Consider the following 23,658-nt stretch of genomic DNA (forward strand, 5'->3'; position numbering starts at 1 on the left):
AATGACTATTGACTATTGACTATTGACTACTGACTAACCAACATGATTTTTTCTGATAAATTACAAACTATTATTTCGCAAAATCAAAGTTTACTATTTGTCGGACTTGACCCTAATATAGAGATGATGCCGGCTAGGTATGAATCTCAAAATATTATTGATGGTTTATGGCAATGGCTACAATTTATCATCACTGAAACTGCTGATTTTGTCTGTGCTTATAAACCGACATTGGGTTTTTATGAAGCTTTGGGAATTCCTGGTTTAGAATTACTACAAAAAACTTTAGCAGCTATTCCTCATCACATCCCGATTATTTTGGATGCTAAACATAGTGATTTAAATACTAGCACTATCTTTGCTCGCACAGTATTTACAGAATGGCAAGTTGATGCAATTACCCTCACTCCCTATACAGGACAAGATCATGTAGCTCCTTTTCTGGTTTATCCTGATAAAGCCGTCTTTATTTTATGTTGCACTTCTAACCCAGGTGCGGAAGCTTTACAACAATATCCTACGCCGGAATCACCTCTTTATTTACAGGTAGCAAAAGAATCTAGAAATTGGGGAACTCCTGAACAATTGGGCTTAGAAGTAGGAACTACCAATGCTGAGATTTTGTCTCAAATTCGTGCTGTCGCGCCGGAACGGATAATTATGGCGCGTAGTGTTTGGGGTGAGGGAAGTAATTTAAATAAAATTCTCGCGGCTGGGTTAGATAGTAATAGAAATGGACTATTAATTCCTGTCCCTCAAGATATGTTGGGCGCAGGAAATTTATCTGAGGAAATTCAGGCGTTACGTACAGAAATTAATCAGATGAGGACGCAGGTAATTCAAAATGATTCTAACTGCGCTGTTTGGTTTTCAGATGTTATTGTCCCGAATCGACATCCTTATCAAGATTTAATTTTGCAACTTTATGATATTGGTTGCATTATGTTTGGTAATTATGTCCAAGCATCCGGCGCGACTTTTCCTTATTATATTGATTTACGCAAGATTATTTCTAATCCTCAAGTATTTAATCAAGTTCTCAGTGGTTATGAAGAAATTCTGAGAAATTTGCATTTTGATCGATTAGCAGGTATCCCCTATGGTTCTTTACCTACGGCTACCGGCTTATCTTTACGTTTGCATTGTCCTATGATCTTTCCTCGGAAGGAGGTGAAAGCACACGGAACTCGGAGATTAATTGAAGGTAATTTTCATCCAGGAGAAACTGTAGCTATTGTTGATGATATTCTCATCAGTGGTAAAAGTGTCATGGAAGGGGCAGAAAAGTTAAAATCTGCTGGCTTAAATGTGCATGATATTGTGGTTTTTATTGACCATGAACAAGGAGTAAAAGAACGGTTATCAGCCAATGGCTATCGTGGTCACGCGGTGTTAAAGATTTCGGAAATTACAAATATCCTGCATCAATGTGGGAAGATTGATGATGAGCAATTTTCGGCTTTGAGTGAGTTTTAGTTTTCTAAAATGTGATGCGTGGATGTTATCAGGGATAGGCTAACAGGGATGAATATTTCGCTGAATCAATTAATTAAGTGGTTAATTATAACTCTGTTATTTCCGCTAGTGTTTTTGAATATTTGGCTGGTTGGTAAATTTTTTCACTATTTCCAGCCTTTAGTGACAATTTTGGTGTTGGCGGCTTTACTAGCATTTATTTTAAACTATCCTGTTTCCCTCCTTCAGCAAAGGGGAATGAAGCGTAACTATGCTGTGGGTTTAGTATTTTTTGCCACTTTACTAATATTAGTAGCTGTAGGGATTATCTTATTGCCCATCGCATTAGAACAGCTTAATGAGATAGTGAGAATGCTACCTCAATGGATAGACTCTACCCAAGCAAAAATCCAGAATTTAAATGCTTTATTTATTAGTGAAAGGCTGCATATTGATTTAAGTCAAATTTTGACAAAAATCACTGATAAAATCCCAGATGAATTAGAATATCTTTCTGATAAGTTTGTCACTATAGTGATAGATACTATTGATAGTTTATCTGAGGCTTTAATTACAGTAGTTCTGGCTTTCTACTTCTTATTAGATGGGTCAAGGATTTGGGATAGTATTTGGCATAAATTACCTGGAAATTCTATTAAAAAATTCGGGGATTCTATTCAAAAAAATCTGCAAAATTATTTACTGGGACAGGGGACTTTAGCTTTGTTGATAGGTACTTGTCAGACAATGATGTTTCTGGCTTTTCAAGTGCAGTTTGGGTTACTTTTTGGTTTAGGAATTGGTGTTTTTAGTTTGATTCCCTTCGGTGATATTGTCAGCCTGAGTGTGATTACTTTAGTGATTGTGTCTTATGATTTTTGGTTGGCTGTGAAGGTGTTAGTAGTAGCTATTATTATCGACCAAATCATTGACCAAGCGATCGCACCCCGTCTTTTAGGTAGTTTAACGGGGGTAAAACCTGTGTGGGTGTTAATTTCCTTGCTTGTTGGTACTTATGTTGGGGGTTTGTTAGGCTTATTGGTGGCTGTACCTGCGGCGGGTTTAATCAAAGATATTATTGATGGTTGGGATTCTCTGTCTAGTCAAAAAGAGGACAAGGGGCAGGGGGCAGGGGGCAAGGGAGAAACCCTATAAATAAATTGAGGATCATGCTTCTGAAGAAATAGGGGTGTAGGGAATTCCAAATCGAAGACACTTGGAGTCAGAGATTTAACATGATGATTACGCATTTTCGTCATTTAGTGAGAAATATGAACTCAAACTTAGTGTTGGTGAGGGTTTTATTACTTAAGAAATTTCACTTAGTTGTCAAATCGTCATAAAAATTATGCAATTATTGCATTTACCCGGATGCGTTTATTCCGAGAAGATGGCATCCTCTATAGTTAGGAATAGAGTTGATGGCATACATCATCAGTACCCCGGCGTTAGCTGGGGTCTTTTTATGGGCTAATTTTTAGTCGCCATTCCCCAGTTATTCATAAAACGACGGTCAATTTTATCTTTCCACCACCAGATTAGTTGATGCGGTGGTAGAGTTAAACAACCTTTGGTGGCGATCGCTCTTTTGTCTCCCGTACCTATTAAACTGAGATATTGTTGCTGCGGTTTGTAGGGTTGGAGTGGTTGACCCAATAGCATACGTCGCAAGTTTTCAAATAATGGCTTCCCCTGTCGCACAGCAAACACCCCCGCTTTCGGACGGGGATGATCCTTCATTGTCGCAATATCACCGGCTGCAAACACCTCTGGATGGCTGAGAGATTGCAATGTATCTTTCACTAAAATAAAGCCATGTTCATCGGTGGTTAATCCTGTGGATTTTAGCCACTGGGGTGCGGATGCTTGTGTTACCCAAAAGACTTTTTCAAATTCTAACTCCAACCCAGACTCACACCTGACTACCAATGATGTTGTGTTTTTCAGGGATGGTGCAATTTGCAATACGGTTTCCCCTAGATGTAATTTCACACCACGCTCGATTAAAACCTGCTGTACTTGATATTGTACAGATGGGTGATGCTGTGGCATGAGTTGAGGATGACGTTGCAATAAATGGATGGCTAAATTTTGCTGCGGTTGTTGCGGTTGTTGTAGAATGCGCTGCAAATGTGCTTGCATAGATAAAGCTAATTCCACACCACCAGCACCACCACCAACAATCCCTATGGTAATTGCTTGTTGGGGATTTTGAGAGACATCTACTAATAATTGATACCAATTTTCTAATAATTTACCTACTGGTTTAGCTGGAGTTGCGTATTTTGCTGCACCTGATACAGATATTGTGGCAGGTGTGCTGCCAATATCAATAGATAATAAATCAAAATTGACAGGCGGACGTTCAGCACAAATTACTTGGTGATTTTGTAAATCAATGTCTATGACTTGATCTAAATATAGTTGTGCTTGGGAAAAATCAGCTAATTTTTGTAAGTCAATGTAAAACTCATCGCGGCTATAAAAACCAGCAATATGTCCTGGTAACATTCCCGAATAGGGTGTAGTTGATGTGGGTGTAATTAAAGTCAAATTCACTCCTGCTAAGGGTTTTATTCCCCACAGCTTGAGGACAATAGCATGACTATGACCACCACCAACTAATACTAAATTTTGGGCGCGCATCGTAAATTATTAGGAATTTAATATTTTTTTCTTAAAATTATGGCTGTATTATATATAACTTTATTTAATTTAGCTAAGAATATCAATTAATACATTTTTTATTGATGGAAGATAATTTTTCCGGCAAATTCATGATTTACTGCTAAATATCCAAGAATCAATCTAGTTATTACGTATCAATCATAACTGGAAATCACGAATTACAGCAGTTACATTTTACATACATATAACGAATTAGTGATTTTTATATTGGTGAGACTGCATATAATCGTTATATCTACCACTACTCAAATTCTTCTAATATAGAGAAAATAACACGATATCCTTTTTTGATAAATGTATTAATGATGTTGAACATAATTATTGATTTTTATCATCAATCCACCAAGACAATTATCCATAATCAATTGTCTATATTAAACATCATTCAAAATATAGATTTTCCACAAAATATTTCTCCTGATGTAATTAGACAAAAGTGCCATTTAGTGACTCAGTATTGGCAACAGCAAAAAACTGTAGAATTTCTAGCAACCATCACTCAATTAGAAAACTTAGCGCGAAATTATTCGCAATATTCGTGGTTAATTCTGGAGTTTCTCAGTGATTTTGTGCGACAGCATACAAAAATAAATCCTAGCTCTACACATCAAATTAGGGCAGAAATTCAGGCAATTTTAACCGTAATTACTCAAATCCATCGCCAACCAGAGACAGAGAATGCACAGCTAGATTTAAGTCACACAGATTTGCGTGGTGCAAATCTTCAAAAAGCTAACTTAGAGTGGGCAAATTTATATCATGTAAATTTGGCTGGTGCAAACTTAAGTCAAGCAAATCTCTCTGGTGCTATCTTGAGTGCAGCTAACCTAAGCGGTGCAAATCTCGCCAATGCAAACCTTTCGGGTGCAATTTTGAGTGCAGCCAACTTCAGTCAAGCTAATCTTACTAGTGCTAATTTATATCAGGCAAATCTCTATCTTGCCAATTTACAGCAGGCAAATTTGGATGAAACCATTCTAGATAAAGCAAATCTGCGGGAAGCAAAATTTACGTAAGAGAAAAACACTAAGTATAATAATTAAGCGAATAGAATTTCTCTGGCAAATTACATAAATATTCTCACATAGCAATTTTTGCCGTAATCATCGCCTCAGTAAATTCTTATGTTATGATGATGGGAATATCTAACTATTATTCAGTAATAATTCTGTGTGGTGAGAAATATTACTAATATATCTGCCAATAAAACGGCTAAACCTTGGCAATGGTTAATTGGTACAGTAATTATATTTGTTTCCTGTGTCGTTTTGATTTCATGGTTGTTTGCGACACCTGATAACTTATCGATTCAAGAACAACTACAGTACAGAAATCAGGCATTAACTACAACCGCGATCGCCTTTTTGGGATTGGGTTTAACTATCCACGCCTACTATACCGTAAAACGCATAGATGCTATACAAAAAAGTGCGATCGCGGCGGAAAAAAATCTAGAGATTAGTTTGCAAAATGTCAAACTATCGCAAGATAGATTAATTTCAGAACGCTTAATGTCAGCTATTGCCCAACTAGGACATGAGAAAATAGCTACTCGCACCAGTGCCATTTATGTCCTAGAAAAAATTGCCCAAGATTTTCCTCAAGAACATTGGACAATTATGGAAATTCTCACAGCATTTGTGCGAGAAAATGCTGATTTAGATGCAGAACACCACAAAGAAGAAAATACAGCCACCTCTTTAATTCAGCCCAAAAACCATGAAGATGATCAGCTAGAAGAATTTCCCAAACTGCGTCGAGATATTCAAGCCGCATTAACTGTAATTGGTAGGCGTAATTCTCAACAGGATGATGCAGATAAAAAACTGGATTTGCGATTTACAGATTTAAAGCGTGCAGATTTATTAGGGACTGATTTACAAAGAGTAGACTTACGCGGAGCAGATTTAAGGGGAGCGGATTTGCACAGTTGTAATCTCAGTGATGCAAATCTGGAAAACGCCAAACTATCTGGCTGCTTTCTTTACGAAGCCAACTTAGTGAGAGCTAATTTACAAAGTGCAAATCTCCAAGGCGCAAACCTCAACCGTGCAGATTTGTATGGTGCGAATTTACGGGAAGCGAATCTCACAGAAGCTAGCCTGCGCGCAGCAAACTTACAAGGTGCTAATCTCTACAAAGCCAACTTACAACAAGCAACATTAAAAGTAGCAAATTTAACAGGTGCGAAATTATTTCTGGCTAACCTACAAGGGGCGAAGTTAGGGAAAGCTAATTTGTCTCATTGTGGGTTGATTGGAGCGAACTTGCAAGGGGCTAACCTCAATAGTGCAAATCTATGTGGCGCAAATTTAAATGCTGCTAAATTAACACAAACAGAAATTATCTTTGCTGACTTTACAGAAGCTAGTTTAACCGAAGCAGATTTATCTAAAGCCAATCTTATGGGAGCAAATCTGCAAAAAGCTAACCTTTACGAAGCTAACTTGAGCCAAGCCAGTCTAGTGGGAGCAAACTTAGCCGAAACTGACTTTTTTGATGTCAACCTAGCGGGGGCGATTCTGACAGGCGTGAAAAACCTGCTATCTCAACAACTTAGTTTAGCAATTGGCGATCGCACCACGAAACTACCAGATCACATCGAAATTCCCATACATTGGCGACAGTCTAGTTAAAACTCCGCACTGTGTTCTTGATCCCAACACTTGTTATCTATCCAGTTGCGCCCAGTATTTTCACAGTCTAATTTAGTGTTAATCCAGGGAATTGAGGTAGGATAACTTGATTTCTCGACAGCACCACCATTAAAAATAAAAGACTTAGCGACTAAAATACTAGCGGTTAAAACCGTAGCAGCACAAATTGTATAAATAAAAACTTTAGTAAACGTTTCTCCATCAAATTTACTTTCTTCGGTTTCTAGAGGATTAATCATAATGATGACTCGACTTTTGTAGAGGGGGTTATTAATAATAATCAGTTGCTAGATATAATTAAATGCAAAGACCATCAACAATCAATACAGTCAGGTTTACTCTCTTATCGCTAATTTTGTCAAAAAAATTGAAATTTTCTGTAATGTGATAACTATCTGCACCATAAAAAGGGATCAAATCTGTGTTTTAGTAAGTCTTGTAGCCGCACTTGAGTAGTCCCAGGTTTAGTTAACAACCATAAAAAACTTTAACCAAAAAAAAATAGCCAAAATAGTATCAAGAAACATTGCTAATCATTACTGTTTTGTTGCAATTACCAAGATAAGTATGAGATTACTATAGATTAAGTCTAGTATTTCTACTTAAGCAGATTTTTATTGTTTCTGTAAAAAAAATATTAAGTCAAGATAATGTCATGCCAAATTTTCGTAAATCGAGCTGAATCAAATTGAATTAAATAGAGTATTGGTCATTCTTAGCAGAATGAGTTAAGTTATTGCTAATTTCAATCCGCTTTTAAGTAATTGTGCTGTTAGTTCATCTGACTTCATCAAACAATCGTAATTCAGTCTTACGTTCTGGGATCAAGCCAAGATTTTACCGACAGGAATATCCTAAAGGTGTATTTGCTATGCCGATAATTCCTGATTTCTACATTTCTCATCAATGGTTAAGGGAACTCAAGCGTTCTGGACAACGGAATATTTGTGGTGTTTATTTTCGCATTCCTGATGAACAGGAAGTTTATGTCGGACATTATAATCGTCAGCACTTACATACAACTGTTGCAGAAGCAGCCGGAATGATTATGGAGGCGAAGAATTCCCAAGGTTATGAAGTCTTCATTCCCCGTAAAATCGCCGCCGATGAGATTAAGCATATTAAAGCTTTACCGCAAGTCTTAGGCTGGCGATATTATCCAGAAGCACATGGAAAGAAACCCTGTGGATGTCCTGTCTGTTTATTGAAGGGGGAAATCAAATCGCGGAAAATTCGCCAAGCTTGGGAGGAGGGATAGTTATTAGTTATTAGTCATTAGTCATTAGACCTCTTGCACGAATAATTGAACACTCCGAATACATAAATTCAAGAGTTATCTTTCTGCGTTCTTCTTTGCGTCTTTGCGCCTTTGCGTGAGCTTTTCAAGAATATTGTCGGCAACACCAAAGTATTTATCATTGTTGAGTGGGTTGTGGGAAAAGTTTCTCCATCAATTGTAAATGCGCTTCTATCAAGGGCATATTTTTAACTGCAAAAGCTTTCAAATCTTGATCTTCACCTAGTTGCAACAGACGACTACTAAAGATTAAATTTTCCATGTGTGCATTAATACCAGCTTCATTAATGTACGCCTGATCAAAATTTTCGCCGGATAATTTAGATAACTGCTCAATTAAGGCTTGATACTTAACTCCTACATTGCTAGGTGGAGTGATTCCTTTTTGAGTGAGCAATTGCATTAATTCTTGATTTGCAGGTGTATGGTCTTTGATCATTTGCTGGGCATACTCTTTCACATTATTATTCTGAGACTTTTGTAATGCTAATTTAGCCATTTCAATTTCTGCCATTCCAGCTTGAGCAGCAGTCGTGGCGTACCATCTATCAAGTTGAGTTAGTTGGCTAGTTGCAGGAAGAGAATTTTGGCTGATATTGGTAGCGGTTGCTTGCGGACTGATTTGTAAATTACTAGTGATGGCGATCGCAGCACTTAATCCTATAATACTAATCAGATTGGTCGTTTTTTGTAAAAGCATAATCTCAACTATCAGTATTTTCTAAACCCTGTTCTAAAATCTCTGATGGTAATAAACCTGGACGGTGAGCATTATCAGGAACACCGTGAGGATTAAATACTCCTTTGGGTAAATAAACTAACTCTCTTAATGGTGTCACCATTGGGTCATTAGTCACTTTGTAAGGTAGTCTACCTAAAGCTACATTGTCATAATTTAATTCGTGGCGGTCATATGTACAAATATCGTATTCTTCAGTAAAAGATATACAATTTGTTGGGCAGTATTCTACACAATTACCGCAAAAAATACAGACTCCAAAATCAATGCTGTAGTGGTTGAGTTTTTTCTTTTTATTGGCTTGATCAAATTCCCAATCTACTACAGGTAAGTTAATCGGACATACCCTTACACAGACTTCACAAGAAATACATTTATCAAATTCAAAATGAATTCTGCCCCGAAAACGCTCCGATGGGATAAGTTTTTCATAAGGATACTGCACAGTAATTGGACGACGCTTCATGTGGTCAAATGTGACCGCTAGTCCCTGTCCTATATATTGACCAGCTTGCAAAGAACTTTGGACATAATCACCAACTTGTTGCAAAAATTTAAACATGGTCAATTACTCTTACCCAACACTTTTATTCAGTAAGTTAATTATCTTGAATGTCTTTAAACTCTATCAAACGAGATGAATAGAGGTTAAGTTAATTATAGGTTTTTATGTATTTTAAACTACTAATTTTGTTAATATTACTCGATAATAGAGCCACAATAGATAATAAATTAATCTAACTCTCAGGGATGATGTAGACAGCAACTATTTTTTAAAAAAATAGCAGTATTCTTACCTCAAATTTTCATCTAAATCTATGAAAGCCAAAGATAAATCTACAATTGGGAAAGCAGCATCATTGCAGGCACAAAATACATCTAACCAAACTATAAATAATCGCGATATGCCAGCCCAAGCAGAAAATACATCAATAAATGATAGTTTCGCTATCTTGCTACGTGGGTTTTTGATTTTGGTGTTTATAGCTATTTTGTTTGTGGCTGCTATTTACTACGGCATTATCAATCCTTAAAATCAAACATTAATTGGCTGAAAGACATTATTTTTTTGGAAAAACACCTATCATTTCTAAAATTTAGCGAAATATGATGTGTAAGCATAAAGCTGATAAAAAGATGTTGATTTTTAGATTTAAACTCCAGTACACAATTATTTAATACTAATCTCTTCCTCTAGTGTGATGGAAGTAGTAGTGGATTTTTTTAATACTCCTATCAAGACTAATTACATCACATTGCCTAGAAAATATAGGTCTTAAATTAGCCCGATGTATATCCATAAATACTAAGTTTGCTATCAAAATTGTCGAAAATTACTAGGACATTAACAATAGCAACTTGGTTTAGTACAGAAGGATGTGATCAACATACATGGCAGTAAAATATCCTAAATTTAGCCAGGATCTGGCTCAAGATCCAACGACGCGGCGTATTTGGTACGCAATGGCTCAAGGTAATGACTTTGAAAGCCATGACGGGATGACAGAGGAAAATTTATATCAAAAAATCTTCGCTACTCACTTTGGTCATGTAGCGATTATTTTCCTCTGGGCTTCTAGTTTATTGTTTCACGTAGCTTGGCAAGGTAACTTTGAACGCTGGATTCAAGACCCCTTACATATTCGTCCCATCGCCCATGCGATTTGGGACCCGCACTTTGGTAAACCAGCTGTAGAAGCTTTTAGCCAAGGCGGTGCTAACTATCCAGTGAACATTGCTTACTCTGGTGTTTACCATTGGTGGTACACCATTGGGATGCGAACCAATAATGATTTGTACATTGGTTCGGTGTTCCTGTTGTTATTGGCGGCGTTATTTCTCTTTGCTGGTTGGTTGCATTTACAACCCAACTTCCACCCTAGTTTGACTTGGTTTAAAAGTGCTGAACCTCGGTTAAATCACCATTTGGCGGGTTTATTTGGTGTTAGTTCTCTAGCTTGGGCTGGTCACTTAATTCACGTCGCCATTCCTGAATCCCGTGGGGTTCATGTGGGGTGGAATAACTTCTTAACAACCTTACCTCACCCAGCCGGGTTAACACCGTTCTGGACTGGTAATTGGGGTGTGTATGCTCAAAATGCTGATACAGCAGGACATATCTTCGGTACGTCTCAAGGTGCGGGAACAGCGATTTTAACGTTTTTGGGTGGCTTCCATCCCCAAACGCAATCTCTGTGGTTGACTGATATGGCACATCACCATTTAGCGATCGCAGTTATTTTCATTATCGCCGGTCATATGTACCGCACTAACTTCGGTATCGGTCACAGCATCAAAGAAATGCTCAATGCGAGAAATTTCTTTGGTATCCGCACCGAAGGGCAATTTAACCTCCCCCATCAAGGACTTTACGACACCTACAATAACTCTCTGCACTTCCAGTTAAGTATTCACTTAGCAGCTTTGGGAACAGCCGCTTCCTTAGTAGCCCAGCATATGTACTCCTTACCGCCTTACGCTTTCATAGCCAAGGACTACACCACCCAAGCGGCGTTATATACCCACCATCAATATATTGCTGGTTTCTTGATGATTGGGGCTTTTGCCCACGCTGGGATATTTTGGGTGCGGGACTACGACCCCGACCAAAATAAGGGTAATGTATTAGACCGTGTTCTCCAACACAAAGAAGCGATTATCTCCCACTTAAGTTGGGTGTCGTTATTCCTGGGTTTCCATACACTGGGGTTATACGTTCACAACGATGTGGTAGTTGCCTTCGGGACACCAGAAAAGCAGATTTTAATTGAGCCGGTATTTGCTCAATTTATCCAAGCTGCCCACGGTAAACTACTGTATGGCATGGATGCACTATTATCCAATCCTGATAGTATTGCCTTTACAGCCTATCCCAATCATGGGAACGTCTGGCTACCAGGGTGGTTAGATGCAATTAACTCTGGGACTAACTCCCTATTCTTAACTATTGGCCCCGGAGATTTCCTAGTCCACCATGCGATCGCACTTGGTCTACATACCACTACACTAATCTGTGTGAAAGGTGCATTAGATGCCCGTGGTAGTAAACTCATGCCCGATAAAAAAGACTTCGGCTTCACCTTCCCCTGTGATGGCCCTGGTCGTGGTGGTACTTGTCAAACCTCCTCTTGGGAACAAACCTTCTATCTTGCCTTTTTCTGGATGTTGAACCTCTTAGGCTGGGTGACATTTTACTGGCATTGGAAGCATTTAGGTATTTGGCAAGGTAACGTTGCCCAATTTAATGAAAACTCTACCTACCTCATGGGTTGGTTTAGAGATTATCTCTGGGCGAACTCTGCACAATTAATTAACGGCTATAACCCTTACGGTACAAGTAATTTATCTGTGTGGGCGTGGATGTTCCTCTTCGGACATCTAGTTTGGGCGACCGGTTTCATGTTCTTAATTAGCTGGCGTGGTTACTGGCAAGAATTAATTGAAACCCTAGTTTGGGCGCACGAACGCACACCATTAGCCAACTTAGTCCGTTGGAAGGATAAGCCTGTAGCGTTATCTATCGTCCAAGGTTGGTTAGTTGGTTTGGCACATTTCACCGTCGGTTATGTCTTGATCTATGCGGCATTCCTCATAGCTTCAACTGCCGGTAAATTCGGATAAAACCAATTCGCAATTCGCAATTCGCAATTCGCAATTCGCAATTCGCAATGGACTAACGTCCCGCTTCTCTACGAGACGCTACCGCGTAGCTTGCTTCCCCGGAGGGGTACGCTAACGCAATTAATTCAGCTACACACCAAGGGTGTTAGCGGAACGTTGCGAAGTACGGTTTTAAACCTAACTGTTTCCAAGAAAGTTTCAAATTTCCTCTGATTATTTGCCATCATCCCCCTTTATTGCTATCAAAGGGGGATTTTATTTGGGTATGGGCATTGGGCATTGGGCATTGGGTTAAAATCTACCTTGTCTCCCATTCCCGATTCCCGATTCCCGATTCCCAATTCCCGATTCCCGATTCCCGATTCCCTAATTCCGAGAACGCACCCTTTCCGGGCTACCAGTGGGAATGGATGCAATTAATTTTTGTGTATACGCTTCTTTGGGTTCGCGGTAGATGCTTTCGGCTGTGCCTTGTTCAACAATTTTGCCACGATTCATCACTAAAATGCGATCGCTCATAAATTTGACGACGCTTAAATCATGGGAAATAAAAATATAAGTGAGTTGAAATTCAGCTTGCAATTCTTTGAGGAGGTTCAATACTTGTGCTTGTACAGATACATCCAAGGCCGATACTGACTCATCACAAATAATAAATTTTGGATTTAAGGCTAAAGCACGGGCAATACAAATTCTTTGGCGTTGTCCACCGGAAAATTGATGTGGATAACGGTTCATGGCATCTGCACTTAAACCGACTCTTTCTAACAGGTAAGCTGTGCGTTCACGCCGTTCTTCGCGATTTTTACCAATGGAGTGAATGACTAACGGTTCAGCGATCGCATCCCCTACTTTGATTCTAGGGTCAAGTGCGCTAAAAGGATTTTGAAAAATAATTTGCATTTCCCGCCGTAAATTAGGCATTTTATGACCCTTGAGGATTTTGCGGCGGCGCAGTGCTAGTTTGACATCTAAATCTAAGGAAATTTCATCCCATGACCGCAACCAGTTTTTTGGAGAAATTGATATAGAAGGTGCAAAACCAAAAGCATCGATTTTTTCTGTGATTTCTTGGCCATCAAAGATAATTTGACCGCTTGTTGGTTCAATTAATAATAATAAACTTCTGCCTAGAGTCGTTTTCCCACAACCAGATTCTCCCACTAAACCTAATGTTTCTCCTGGTTTGACATCAAAAGAAACACCATCAACAGCCATGTGATAACGTTTCGTCCCTCCCAATATCCCTTTAATGGGAAAAGCTACTTTCAAATCACGTACTTGCAGCAGGGGTGGTTGTGTTTCTAGTTGAATTAATCTTTGGCTAATCTCATGACTATTCACTTCTGGCGGTGCAACAGGTTCTTTCTCTTGAATCAATAATTGTCCTGTTGATGTTTCCTCCACTGTCATATAATCCGAGACTGTGAGTAACTTTTGGGGACGGCGGTTAAGGGTGGGACGACAAGCAACTAAACCTTTAGTGTAGGGATGCTGGGGATGATGAAAAATTTGCTCCGATGCGCCGTATTCTACAACTTTGCCTTTGTACATCACCGCTACTTCGTCAGCGATTTCCGAAATTAAACCCAAGTCATGGGTGATGAAAATCAACGCCATCTCACGAGTTTGCTGTAATTCTCTCAGCAGGTCGATAATTGTGGCTTGGACGGTAACATCTAAGGCTGTGGTTGGTTCATCTGCAATGAGTAACAGGGGGTTGCAAGAAATCGCCATTGCAATCATCACCCGTTGCAGTTGTCCCCCAGAAAGTTGGTGAGGGTAGCGTTCTAGCATAGATTCCTTATGCTGCTTCACCATCTGCACCACCTGATATTCATCAACGGGGGTATGGGAGTGAGTTTCTTGCCAAGTATCGAGGTATTGTTGTTTTAGCTGCTCATCACTAGGTAAAAGTTTAACTTCTTGCAGACCTGCGATCGCCAATTTTTGCGCTTCCTCGGCGGTGACATTTTGATGACGTTGAATGGCTTCTTGGAGTTGAAAACCAATTGTATACACCGGATTTAGGGAACTCATCGGTTCTTGGAAAATCATCGCGATGTCCCCACCTCGGTATAGTTGCATTTCCTGGGATGGTAACTCTACTAAATTGATGGGATTTGCATCCGCCTGTTGACGAAACCAAATTTCTCCGCCGCTAATTCTGCCGGGATACTGCAATAAACCCATCACCGCTAGGGATGTAACTGATTTGCCGCTACCTGATTCTCCTACAATTCCTAGAGTCTCACCGCGTTTGAGTGTGAACGAAATCCCATCTACGGCTTTGATAGTATCCCCATCACCGGAGAATTCTACTTGGAGATTGCGAACTTCTAGGACAGTTTCTCTCATAGGAGTATTGGTATGACTATTGAGTAAAAATTATTTGGATTGTAGCAGTAGTTTTGCATTTAAGTAGCCGTCCTGAACTGCATACACAAGAAAACATGAAAAAGTCTTTCCCTTACACCCTTACACCCCTGTACCCCTACACCCCTTTTTCAAGATAGAACAGCGTAAATATTTGTCTTGAGATGCAGCCATAGTTAGCCCTATCTTAGCAGTAGCGATCGCATCCGTAAAAGTTCCTACTCAGAACTTGATTTCTGGTTTTTCCCAGATTTCATCCCATTTCCAGACCTCTTGGGAGTTTAGGGATTATTACTGAAGTTATCTTCATTGTAAATATATAAAATGACACTTAAGTATGTACTCTCATTAAGTATGTAGATATCGAAACATCTTCAACTGTAGAGAAATTATGAAAATGCGATCGCTCTTAATTATTGGTAGCAGTTTAATCATATTGATGGCTAATCACTCATCAGTATTAGCTCAAATTAGACAGCCAACTAATGCAGAACTGAGAAGATTACGCCAAGAATTTCAACAAGTGATTAAATCAACAATAAATAATAGTGTATCTGCTTCTTATATTCAAGATAGAAGAACTCAAAATGAAAAGAATAACAGAAAATCTTTTGTTAATGCTTGGTCAAAAGTTGAACCCAAATTAGCACCTTTCATGGGTGTATGGTCTGGATACGAAAGTAGCAAGCATATTTACCCCTCAAATATCAGAGGTCGTGTTTGTGTTATTTGGACTGGTGATGGTTCTGGCAGTATGGATACTGGTGTTTTTTCTAATGGATTTATAAAAACTAGCCGGGGAGAAGTGCTATTTAAGGAAGGAAATTACTTAGGTTCAGCATTGCTGAAAAATGGTAAATTTATCCGCAATTATGACATTCCATTCAATTCACCCCGTCCCCTTGGATCACTAACTAAATTGCTTGAGTATATGTATGACGCACAAGCAGAGAAAATTACGGTTTCCCAAAAATTTCAAGCTGCTGGCTGCACTAATTCCACAAAAGTAAACCGATAATTTACCTTCAATATTAAAGAAAAATTGCATGAGAAAAAAGTTATTACTAATAAATCTAGCTACTTTAGGATTGTTGATATCAACAGTTAGCTGTGATGTGCCGGCAATTGCTCGTACAGCTAAGATGTCTTTAGAGAAATTTCCGAATGGACAACATTTAATTTGTACGTCCCAACCACCTACAAATGATGAAGCAATTTTTGTTACTTGTTTTCGATTTATTAAACAAGGAAATCGAATTAGGGGATATTTTTACATCACTAGAATGTCCGATGGCAGTATTTGTATTGATGGTAAGGTGAAGAAAAATATAGTAAATGGCGAAGCTGTGTATTTTATTAAATACAGGGACGTTGCTTCATCGGTAAGAGAAAATTCTAAATTTGAAGAGTGGGGATTTAATCCCCGACTACGGACTAGTCGAGCCAGAGGAATTTTAGATCCTAGTGGTGCAGAAAATAACAATTTCATTCATTATCGCAGAATCATCCTAGATTTAAATGGAATGAAACCCTATAAGGAAAGCAATCCTAGTACAAGGTATCAAGTAGATTGTTTTCCCTATAGTTGGATGCGTCGTTAACTTGCAAAGTTTGTTTTTGAATAAAAATTATTACTGATAGGGTAAGAAAAATATGCAATTATCTACTATTGTTTCTAGTTTAGCCATTTTAGCTATAAATTTAACCCCATACATAGCTAACACCGAAGCCAAGTATAATGCAAGTCTGACTGCAAGTATTGCACCACAAATTAAATCTTTAGTTAATGATGAAATAAACAATAAAGCAAGTAAAAAACTACCAGTAATTGGAGTAATTAAGAATCGTAATCTTACAGGATGTGGTGGAAGTTTTCAATTTGTCCAAGACTATAATAAAAAGCTAAATAAATTTATTTTTGTATCTCTGTTAGATGGAAATACATTTATGAACTTTAATGGACAAGATATTAAATTAAATCTTATAAGCACAAATAAGGATAAAAAAGGAAACTTAAGAAATGAAATTTATACTGCAAATCAAATAAAAATTAGAGTTGATTATTCATTAATAGAGCCGCCCAGTGAAAAAACAGGATATGAAGCATCTATTTATCACGCAAAAGTTACAATTAGTGTAGGTAGGAATAGTAAGGTTTTACGATTGAAAGGATATCATGGATGTTAATCAACCAAAAATTGATAATTGTGCATGATTCTTTTTTTAAATGAGCGATCGCCTAAAATTATACACTAGATATTCCCAAGGCATAAATCAATGAAATATAAATTAATTTTAGCTCCGTTTATAGTCTTCAGCGTTCAAATAATTGCTAATAAAACACTCGCGCAAGAAATTAGAAAAGATAGTATAGTTCCACCACAAAAAGATGCTGTTGCATTTGCCAAAAGTATCTGTGGTGCAGGTAATTTCACTCAAAAAAAAGGAGTAATCACTTGTAATACTTGTCCATCATTTACAGGGTATCGAGATGGTACAGGAACTTTAACATCAGTAGTTTATGGCAGTTTTACTAAAGCTGGTACTCGTGAAGCTTTAGTTGATTTGAGTGACTGCGAACCCCATGCTGGTAATTGGGGAGGTACAGTCTTACTCCGACAAACTAATAATAGTTGGTCTAGAGTTAGATATGAAAGTGGATTTCGCTCCAATATGTGTTTGAAAATCACTAACCGCACAGGACGTAATTCTGTTATCTGTCAAGGTTCTTACACAGGTATGGGTTATTTAATCACATGGTTGGACAAATTAGAATTTAATTCTACTAAAACCACAAATACTAATTTAGTAAAACTTGAATCTAATACTGGTAGCTGTCGCCCGCCATATTATGAAATGCTGATTCAAGACTTTAAATTACAAGACACTAACAAAGATAAAATTCCTGATTTAGTTGTCAAAGTTAGTGAAGCTAGAGGGGCAAATAATACTAATGTCAGTAGCTCTGATGGCTGTGTAGAACCACGTTTAACAAAACCAAAGTACCACCAGTTAACATTTTTATCTAATGGTAACTCATCATTTCGTCCTACCGCTAAGACAGCTAACCTAATAAAGCTTTTAACTGTGCAGCAATAGAACTAAGTAAAAATTAAATTAAATACAAAAAATGCAGTTTAAAAAGATATTTTTATCATGTTTAGCAATCATTGTTGTAACAATTTGTTCTCCTGTTTTGGCAAATTCTGACAGGTATCCTACCAGCACAGAAGTTGAGAGTACGCGCGGAGAACTTCGCAACCAAATTCACACTGCAAGTCCTGATGTTCGCACTTTAAAAGAAAAACGTGCGCGACAATTATTAGTCAGCCATTGGTTGAAATATGATCAAGAAACTGCACAATTTTTAGGCAATTGGTCAGCATTTGAATCATCAATGGCGGTATATCCAGCCAAGACCAGAAATCGTGTGTGTTTGGTTTATATCGGTCTGGGACAAGTTGACTTTGAACTTGGTCGAGTTGTGGATGGTAAATTACGCAACGCTAGGAAGAATTTATTGTTATTAGAAGGCAATTATATGGGGGTTGGATCTATTTCAGAAGGTCGTGTATCTATGTATCTGATATATCACTCGCCTAGAGCATTAGCAAGTATTAACAAGGTTGTCTCCGAAGCAACAGAGTCGAGTAATGCACAAAAGGCCAAATTGATTCGTGACTTTAAAAAATACGGCTGTATCAATCCATAAATATATCAATAATTTTGTGTTTTTTATCAAATATCTATCAAACAGGATATAAAAAATGTAATCTGGAGCTTGTGATATTATCACATCTGAAAAACGAAATTTAGATTTAGCCGCGATCGCACCGCCTAATACTTGGTATGTTAGTGCAGATACAAATAAGAAATTAAATCGGGCAGGTTGTACTACTTCTCTCCCAAAAAAAGCTCTTAGTACCAATTTTATCAATAGCAATATTCCAGCCATCAACTACTTTAGCTTTGCTCCTCGGACTATCAATCGCAACCACAGCCAACCTAACCCAGAACCAATAAAGTAATAGGGGAAATCTGACCAAGTGAAAGCAGTACCCAATAACATTTTTCCCCACCAAAATGAGCGTACCCAATTTAAAAACGGCGGATGCCATAATTGCAAAAACTCTATTAAGCAAGTAATTATCAACACCCATAAAGGGATTTGCCAAACTGAAGAACGATTATGAATCAAAAGAAAGGCAAATAAACACCAAAATATTTCATAAAAAATGCCTCCCATTTCTTGGTTTAACCACCCAACTGAATAACGATAGTGGCTATATAAAAGTCCGATGAGAAGAATAATAGCCAGAGAAAAGATAGTTCGCCAGCGAATATTTGTAAAAAATGACATTATATAGAGATAACAGGGAATTCATCGATTTTAAACCCTAGTCCTTTAAGTGTCCAAAAAGCGACAGCAAAAACCACAAAAACCATTTAGGGTTTATTGTGGTTGGAGAGCAAGACTATAGTAATTAGTGAAAATTTCAGTTATTTTGCTTAGAAAACACTGGCTGTAGGACGGACAATTACTTCATTAATATCAACATCATCCGGTTGAGATATAGCATACAGGACAGCGCGAGCGATCGCATCTGCGGTCAATGAGATTTTGCGGAATTCTTTTAAAGCACCTTTACCTGAATCGTCTGTAATATCACTACCTAATTCAGTTTCCACCACACCAGGGCTAATTGTCGTCACACGGATATTTTGCGATTCTTGACGCAATCCTTCCGATATCGCCCAAACAGCATATTTGGTAGCACAATACACAACACAAGTTGGGAAAACTGCGTGTGCAGCAATAGAAGCATTATTGATAAATTGACCACTACCTTGAGCTTCCATAATAGGCAGTCCCGCAGCAATGCCATTTAATACACCGTGGATATTCACATTAATCATGTTATCCCACTCCTCAACTTTCAAGGCATTTATCAAGGAAAGAGGCATAACACCCGCATTGTTAAAAATTACATCGATGCGGCCAAACTTAGAGACTGCAAAATCAATGAATTCCTTCATATCTTGGCGGTTGGTGACATCCACAGCCTTGAATTCTGCTATCCCACCAGCTATGTGAATCTCTTGAACAATCTTTTCTAGGTTGTGAGTCCGTCGCGCACCTAGAACGACTTTGGCACCGTTTTGAGCTAATAACTTGGCAGTAGCTTCTCCAATACCACTACTAGCTCCAGTAATGACGACAACTTTATTTTCTACGTTTAACATGATGATTTTCCCTTCTCTTCAGGTTGCTTAAAACTCCAGAAATATTCCGTTGCAGGCTGTTATTGCCTATTCATCTGTCTATTGCCTTTACCTGTGTTCATCATAGGAGTTGCAACCAAGATTTGAAATGCCCAAAAATCTCAAATTATTGCCTAATCCTCTAAAACCTGATTTTGCTCAAACAGAAATATCATCTACAATCGACAAGTGAGCATGATTAAATTACTCAGGAAGTCAGTATGGCAATTGAAACACTCCAATACAGCACTGTCCCTGATCGGTGTCAACAACTAGTAGAATTACTAGAGAAGCACACCAAAAGCCAAGGCAACGGAACGCATCAAACAGCAATCAATCACCTAGAATTCATCCGAGAATCTTCCGCTTTCAGTTCTATTTGTGATGTTTATGAACCGATTATTGCCATAGTTGTTCAAGGGAAAAAAGAAGTATTACTCGGTGAAGAAACTTACCGTTATGGTGCTGCTCAATATCTTGTTGTCTCAGTGGATTTACCCTTAAGTGGGTTTGTAGTAGAAGCTACTCCAGAGCAACCCTATTTAGGATTTAAGCTGAATTTAGACTTACTTTTACTGTGTGATATTATTGCCCAAACAAAATTAGATACACATAAAAAGGAAAATTCCGTCAGAGGTTTGTTTGTTAGTCATGCTTCCATACAATTACTTGATTGTGCCGTCAGACTGACACAACTTTTAGATACTCCAGAAGATATTCCTATACTTGCACCATTAATTATCCGAGAAATTTATTACAGATTGTTAATGGGTGAACAAGGTGAAGCCGTCCGCCAAATTGCTACCTCTGGTAGTAATATGCAGCGTATTGCCAAAGTAGTCAAATTCATCAAGGCTAATTTTACACAGCCAATGCGGGTTGAAGAGCTAGCAGCACAAGCTAGTATGTCTGCTTCATCTTTCCATCACCATTTCAAGCTAGTCACATCCATGAGTCCACTGCAATATCAAAAACAGTTAAGACTATTAGAAGCGCGTCGCCTCATGCTTGCAGAAAATTTTGATGCAGCTAATGCAGCCTATCAAGTTGGTTATGAAAGTCCGTCACAGTTTAGCCGTGAATATTCTCGATTGTTCGGTGCGCCGCCAATTCAAGATATTCAACGTTTACGTGTAGCCTAAATCTCAACTGTTAGAGTAACCACAAGAGTATCTTTCTTGACTAGGGAGCTTGCCGGAGACAGATATTTATAGTACATTTTTACTATAAGCCTGCTGAGAGTAAGCCTCTAGTCCCTACCCACCTCCAGTGTAGGGATTTTACTTTATGGGTTGATTTTTTCTCCCGATATAGTTGTCATATCAATTCACAAAAAATTCGATACAGATGCAAACGCTAAAAGGTATGCTGAGTATCACTTTCTTAACTTTGAATTTTGAATTTTGAATTTTGAATTGGTATCAGGCGACATCGGGAGATAATCAATAAGAATTCCCCTAAAACGGAATATCATCTGGATCTGGTTCTTCCGCAGGCTGATAGCTGCTGGGTTTAGTGGTGGGTTCGTAGGTGTTCACCTGGGGAGAGACATTTACAGGAGTGGCGACTGGGGTAGGGGTGGAACGTGGTGGTTCGTAACTGGGAACGTTGACTGGTGGGGGTGGTAGTGTTTCGGTAACTGCTGGTGCTGGTGATGTAGTGAAACTACCGCTTCCTACGGATTGAATTTGCTGTACAGTTAATTCAGCGCGTTTTTCTTTGAAACCTTCTTGACGCTCGACGGTGTGCATTCCTAAACGTCCTGCGATGATAACGCGATCGCCTTGATGATAATTTTGCTGAATTTCTGTAGCTAAATTGCCCCATCCCACAACTTTTAAGGTTGCTGGCGGTTCCTCTGGTTTTTGCGAATTGGGAAACTGCACCAACATTTCGGTGACAGCTAAGTTATCTGATGTATAACGTAATTGCGGTTCTTGAATAATTTCCGCCAACAACACACAGCTATTCATTGCATCCTCCTGACTTCATCATTCATAACGATGAAATTATGAATTAATTTAGAAATTGTCTATTGTGTTTCATTCCTAGCATAAAAGCCAAGCGATGGCGTTGCCTAGCAGTTGTCACACTACAGGACACTTTCGCTTGACTAGAACGAGCATTGATCTTGCATGAGTAGTATAATTGTACCATTAATTGCCTATTCGTATGGGATTTCACGAAAAGTAGAGAGATTTTTCCCTCTGCTCCTCCGCAATTGCTCCACTTGGGCAAAGCCCAAGACCGCATTGCTCTCTGCCCTCTGCCCCCCTGCTCACCACAGCAATTGTATATTTTTTTAGTTGGAAGTCCCTTAGCACTCATCCACATGGACAGGGAACACACCTAAAGCAATTAATCTAGCTGGTAAATCCCGTAAAATCGGCAAGCGTAACCAAGCTGGAGGTTGAAAAGTGCGGTTAGAGGAGAGAATAGGGGCAAATACTCGTTTTTGAATCAAAGTTTGAAATGCTTGAATGATGCGTGTAGGTAATTCGCGTTGTTGCTGCACTTTTGCCAGGTCTTTTAATTCTACATGGTGATTTTGTAGAGGCTTCGTCAACACATTTGCAGCTACCACAGCATCCTGAATGGCGTAGTTAATTCCCACACCGCCAACAGGTGACATAACATGAGCCGCATCACCGATGAGTAACAACCCTGGACGATGCCAGCATTGTACAAGGCTAGACTCCACAGACAAAAAAGCCACCTGTGACCAATCTTGTAAATGCTCAATACGGTTAGCTAATTCTGGCACAACTTCCACCACAGAAGTTTTTAAAGCTGTTAAACCCTCAGCACGTAGCTTTTGATAACCTCCCTTGGGGATGACATAAGCAAGTTGCCATTCATCGCCACGGTCAAGCATCGCTACAATGTGACCAGAAGCAAAACGTCCCATTCCTCCCTCAGCGTCTTCTGGTTGACGGGGTAAGCGAAACCACAGCACATCCATCGGTGGTGAAGTTTCAATGGCTGTGAAATTACCTAACTGTCGTAACTTAGAATGACGACCATCTGCACCCACCGTCAGCATAGCGCGGATTTCATGCCAACCACCGCCACCCCGATAGCGTACACCGCGAATTACACCATCCTCTACAATCAGTTCTTGAACATTTGCCCCCATGACTAATTGAAAAGTAGGATATTGTTGTGCTTCCTGGGTGATGAATTCCAGAAATTTCACTTGAGGCAACATTGTAATGTAGGGATAGCGGGTTTTCAGGTGACTAAAATCAGCCAGAGTAGTAGTAGTTTCCGGCGTTTGAATCCTGATTTGGCGCATTTTAGTATGGGGTAATTGTAGCAAGCGATCGCTCAACCCCAATTCCTCCATAATTTCCATCACCGATGGATGAATCGTATCCCCCCGAAAATCCCGATCAAAATCCTTGTGTGCTTCGAGTAGCATCACCTTCACACCCCGACGCGCCAGCAAAAAAGCCAACACCGCACCAGCCGGGCCACCGCCAACAATGCAACAATCTGTAGTTTGTACGTCTACAATGTCATGGATAGTCACGTCGCTTCGCTCCGAATTCAAAATTCAAAAT

The 23,658-nt window shown here is 38.9% G+C and carries 22 protein-coding genes; 13 read left to right on the plus strand and 9 right to left on the minus strand.

Features of this window, described 5'->3' with window-relative positions; translation table 11 throughout:
• Window positions 1-42 precede the first annotated feature (42 nt).
• On the plus strand, window positions 43-1,476 hold the full coding sequence (locus CV014_RS06990; RefSeq protein WP_236141366.1) for a bifunctional orotidine-5'-phosphate decarboxylase/orotate phosphoribosyltransferase: 1,434 nt from the start codon (window positions 43-45) through the stop codon (window positions 1,474-1,476).
• A gap of 48 nt (window positions 1,477-1,524) precedes the next feature.
• Window positions 1,525-2,610 carry an AI-2E family transporter gene (locus tag CV014_RS06995; protein ID WP_236141367.1) on the plus strand — a complete coding sequence of 362 codons (1,086 nt, stop codon included), beginning with the start codon at window positions 1,525-1,527 and terminating at the stop codon, window positions 2,608-2,610.
• Window positions 2,611-2,925: 315 nt separating this feature from the next.
• On the opposite strand, the gene CV014_RS07000 is transcribed toward CV014_RS06995, so the two are convergent.
• Complete coding sequence (locus CV014_RS07000) at window positions 2,926-4,101, minus strand: FAD-dependent oxidoreductase (RefSeq protein WP_236141368.1); 1,176 nt, start codon at window positions 4,099-4,101, stop codon at window positions 2,926-2,928.
• 347 nt (window positions 4,102-4,448) lie between these two features.
• Here CV014_RS07000 and CV014_RS07005 point away from each other — a divergent pair, with 347 nt between their 5' ends.
• On the plus strand, window positions 4,449-5,159 hold the full coding sequence (locus tag CV014_RS07005; RefSeq protein ID WP_442946890.1) for a pentapeptide repeat-containing protein: 711 nt from the start codon (window positions 4,449-4,451) through the stop codon (window positions 5,157-5,159).
• A gap of 177 nt (window positions 5,160-5,336) precedes the next feature.
• Complete coding sequence (locus tag CV014_RS07010; RefSeq protein WP_442946891.1) at window positions 5,337-6,779, plus strand: pentapeptide repeat-containing protein; 1,443 nt, start codon at window positions 5,337-5,339, stop codon at window positions 6,777-6,779.
• On the opposite strand, the gene CV014_RS07015 is transcribed toward CV014_RS07010, so the two are convergent.
• The gene (locus CV014_RS07015) at window positions 6,776-7,039 is read right to left on the minus strand and encodes a hypothetical protein (protein WP_236141371.1); all 264 of its coding nucleotides are present in this window, start codon (window positions 7,037-7,039) and stop codon (window positions 6,776-6,778) included. The genes CV014_RS07010 and CV014_RS07015 overlap by 4 nt on opposite strands.
• Before the next feature lie 527 nt (window positions 7,040-7,566).
• Here CV014_RS07015 and CV014_RS07020 point away from each other — a divergent pair.
• Window positions 7,567-8,058 (plus strand): hypothetical protein, encoded by a 492-nt coding sequence (locus CV014_RS07020; protein ID WP_236141372.1) that lies wholly within the window; start codon window positions 7,567-7,569, stop codon window positions 8,056-8,058.
• A 157-nt stretch (window positions 8,059-8,215) separates the two neighbouring features.
• On the opposite strand, the gene CV014_RS07025 is transcribed toward CV014_RS07020, so the two are convergent.
• Both CV014_RS07025 and ndhI read right to left on the minus strand, forming a co-directional pair.
• Window positions 8,216-8,797 (minus strand): DUF4142 domain-containing protein, encoded by a 582-nt coding sequence (locus CV014_RS07025; protein WP_236141373.1) that lies wholly within the window; start codon window positions 8,795-8,797, stop codon window positions 8,216-8,218.
• A gap of 4 nt (window positions 8,798-8,801) precedes the next feature.
• On the minus strand, window positions 8,802-9,398 hold the full coding sequence (gene ndhI / locus CV014_RS07030; RefSeq protein WP_236141374.1) for an NAD(P)H-quinone oxidoreductase subunit I: 597 nt from the start codon (window positions 9,396-9,398) through the stop codon (window positions 8,802-8,804).
• A 256-nt stretch (window positions 9,399-9,654) separates the two neighbouring features.
• Here ndhI and CV014_RS07035 point away from each other — a divergent pair, with 256 nt between their 5' ends.
• Both CV014_RS07035 and psaB read left to right on the plus strand, forming a co-directional pair.
• On the plus strand, window positions 9,655-9,870 hold the full coding sequence (locus CV014_RS07035; protein ID WP_236141375.1) for a hypothetical protein: 216 nt from the start codon (window positions 9,655-9,657) through the stop codon (window positions 9,868-9,870).
• Window positions 9,871-10,228: 358 nt separating this feature from the next.
• The gene (gene psaB / locus CV014_RS07040) at window positions 10,229-12,457 is read left to right on the plus strand and encodes a photosystem I core protein PsaB (protein ID WP_236141376.1); all 2,229 of its coding nucleotides are present in this window, start codon (window positions 10,229-10,231) and stop codon (window positions 12,455-12,457) included.
• A 366-nt stretch (window positions 12,458-12,823) separates the two neighbouring features.
• Here psaB and CV014_RS07045 read toward each other — a convergent pair whose 3' ends face one another.
• Window positions 12,824-14,815 (minus strand): ABC transporter ATP-binding protein, encoded by a 1,992-nt coding sequence (locus CV014_RS07045; protein ID WP_236141377.1) that lies wholly within the window; start codon window positions 14,813-14,815, stop codon window positions 12,824-12,826.
• Between the two features lie 415 nt (window positions 14,816-15,230).
• Between CV014_RS07045 and CV014_RS07050 the strand changes: the two genes are divergently transcribed.
• From CV014_RS07050 to CV014_RS07070, 5 genes are all read left to right on the plus strand, one after another.
• Entirely contained in the window at window positions 15,231-15,851 is a 621-nt protein-coding gene (locus CV014_RS07050) for a hypothetical protein (RefSeq protein ID WP_236141378.1), read from the plus strand.
• A gap of 28 nt (window positions 15,852-15,879) precedes the next feature.
• Window positions 15,880-16,434, plus strand: coding sequence for a hypothetical protein (locus tag CV014_RS07055; protein ID WP_236141379.1), 555 nt, complete (start codon window positions 15,880-15,882; stop codon window positions 16,432-16,434).
• A 52-nt stretch (window positions 16,435-16,486) separates the two neighbouring features.
• The gene (locus CV014_RS07060) at window positions 16,487-17,020 is read left to right on the plus strand and encodes a hypothetical protein (protein ID WP_236141380.1); all 534 of its coding nucleotides are present in this window, start codon (window positions 16,487-16,489) and stop codon (window positions 17,018-17,020) included.
• 90 nt (window positions 17,021-17,110) lie between these two features.
• Window positions 17,111-17,932, plus strand: a complete 822-nt coding sequence (locus CV014_RS07065) for a hypothetical protein (protein WP_236141381.1) — start codon at window positions 17,111-17,113, stop codon at window positions 17,930-17,932.
• A 31-nt stretch (window positions 17,933-17,963) separates the two neighbouring features.
• Window positions 17,964-18,545 carry a hypothetical protein gene (locus CV014_RS07070; RefSeq protein WP_236141382.1) on the plus strand — a complete coding sequence of 194 codons (582 nt, stop codon included), beginning with the start codon at window positions 17,964-17,966 and terminating at the stop codon, window positions 18,543-18,545.
• Between the two features lie 246 nt (window positions 18,546-18,791).
• Here the strand turns inward: CV014_RS07070 and CV014_RS07075 are convergent, their stop codons facing one another.
• Both CV014_RS07075 and CV014_RS07080 read right to left on the minus strand, forming a co-directional pair.
• On the minus strand, window positions 18,792-19,193 hold the full coding sequence (locus tag CV014_RS07075) for a ribosomal maturation YjgA family protein (RefSeq protein WP_236141383.1): 402 nt from the start codon (window positions 19,191-19,193) through the stop codon (window positions 18,792-18,794).
• A gap of 149 nt (window positions 19,194-19,342) precedes the next feature.
• Window positions 19,343-20,077, minus strand: coding sequence for an SDR family oxidoreductase (locus tag CV014_RS07080; RefSeq protein WP_236141384.1), 735 nt, complete (start codon window positions 20,075-20,077; stop codon window positions 19,343-19,345).
• Window positions 20,078-20,316: 239 nt separating this feature from the next.
• Here CV014_RS07080 and CV014_RS07085 point away from each other — a divergent pair, with 239 nt between their 5' ends.
• On the plus strand, window positions 20,317-21,237 hold the full coding sequence (locus CV014_RS07085; protein ID WP_236141385.1) for an AraC family transcriptional regulator: 921 nt from the start codon (window positions 20,317-20,319) through the stop codon (window positions 21,235-21,237).
• A gap of 315 nt (window positions 21,238-21,552) precedes the next feature.
• Here CV014_RS07085 and CV014_RS07090 read toward each other — a convergent pair whose 3' ends face one another.
• Together CV014_RS07090 and CV014_RS07095 are read right to left on the minus strand one after the other, a co-directional pair.
• Entirely contained in the window at window positions 21,553-22,068 is a 516-nt protein-coding gene (locus CV014_RS07090) for a single-stranded DNA-binding protein (protein ID WP_236141386.1), read from the minus strand.
• Window positions 22,069-22,412: 344 nt separating this feature from the next.
• A complete protein-coding gene (locus tag CV014_RS07095; RefSeq protein ID WP_236141387.1) occupies window positions 22,413-23,627 on the minus strand; it encodes an FAD-dependent oxidoreductase in 1,215 nt (404 codons plus the stop codon).
• Window positions 23,628-23,658 lie beyond the last annotated feature (31 nt).

This window comes from Nostoc sp. CMAA1605 (assembly GCF_021596505.1).
Taxonomy (GTDB): Bacteria; Cyanobacteriota; Cyanobacteriia; order Cyanobacteriales; family Nostocaceae; genus Trichormus.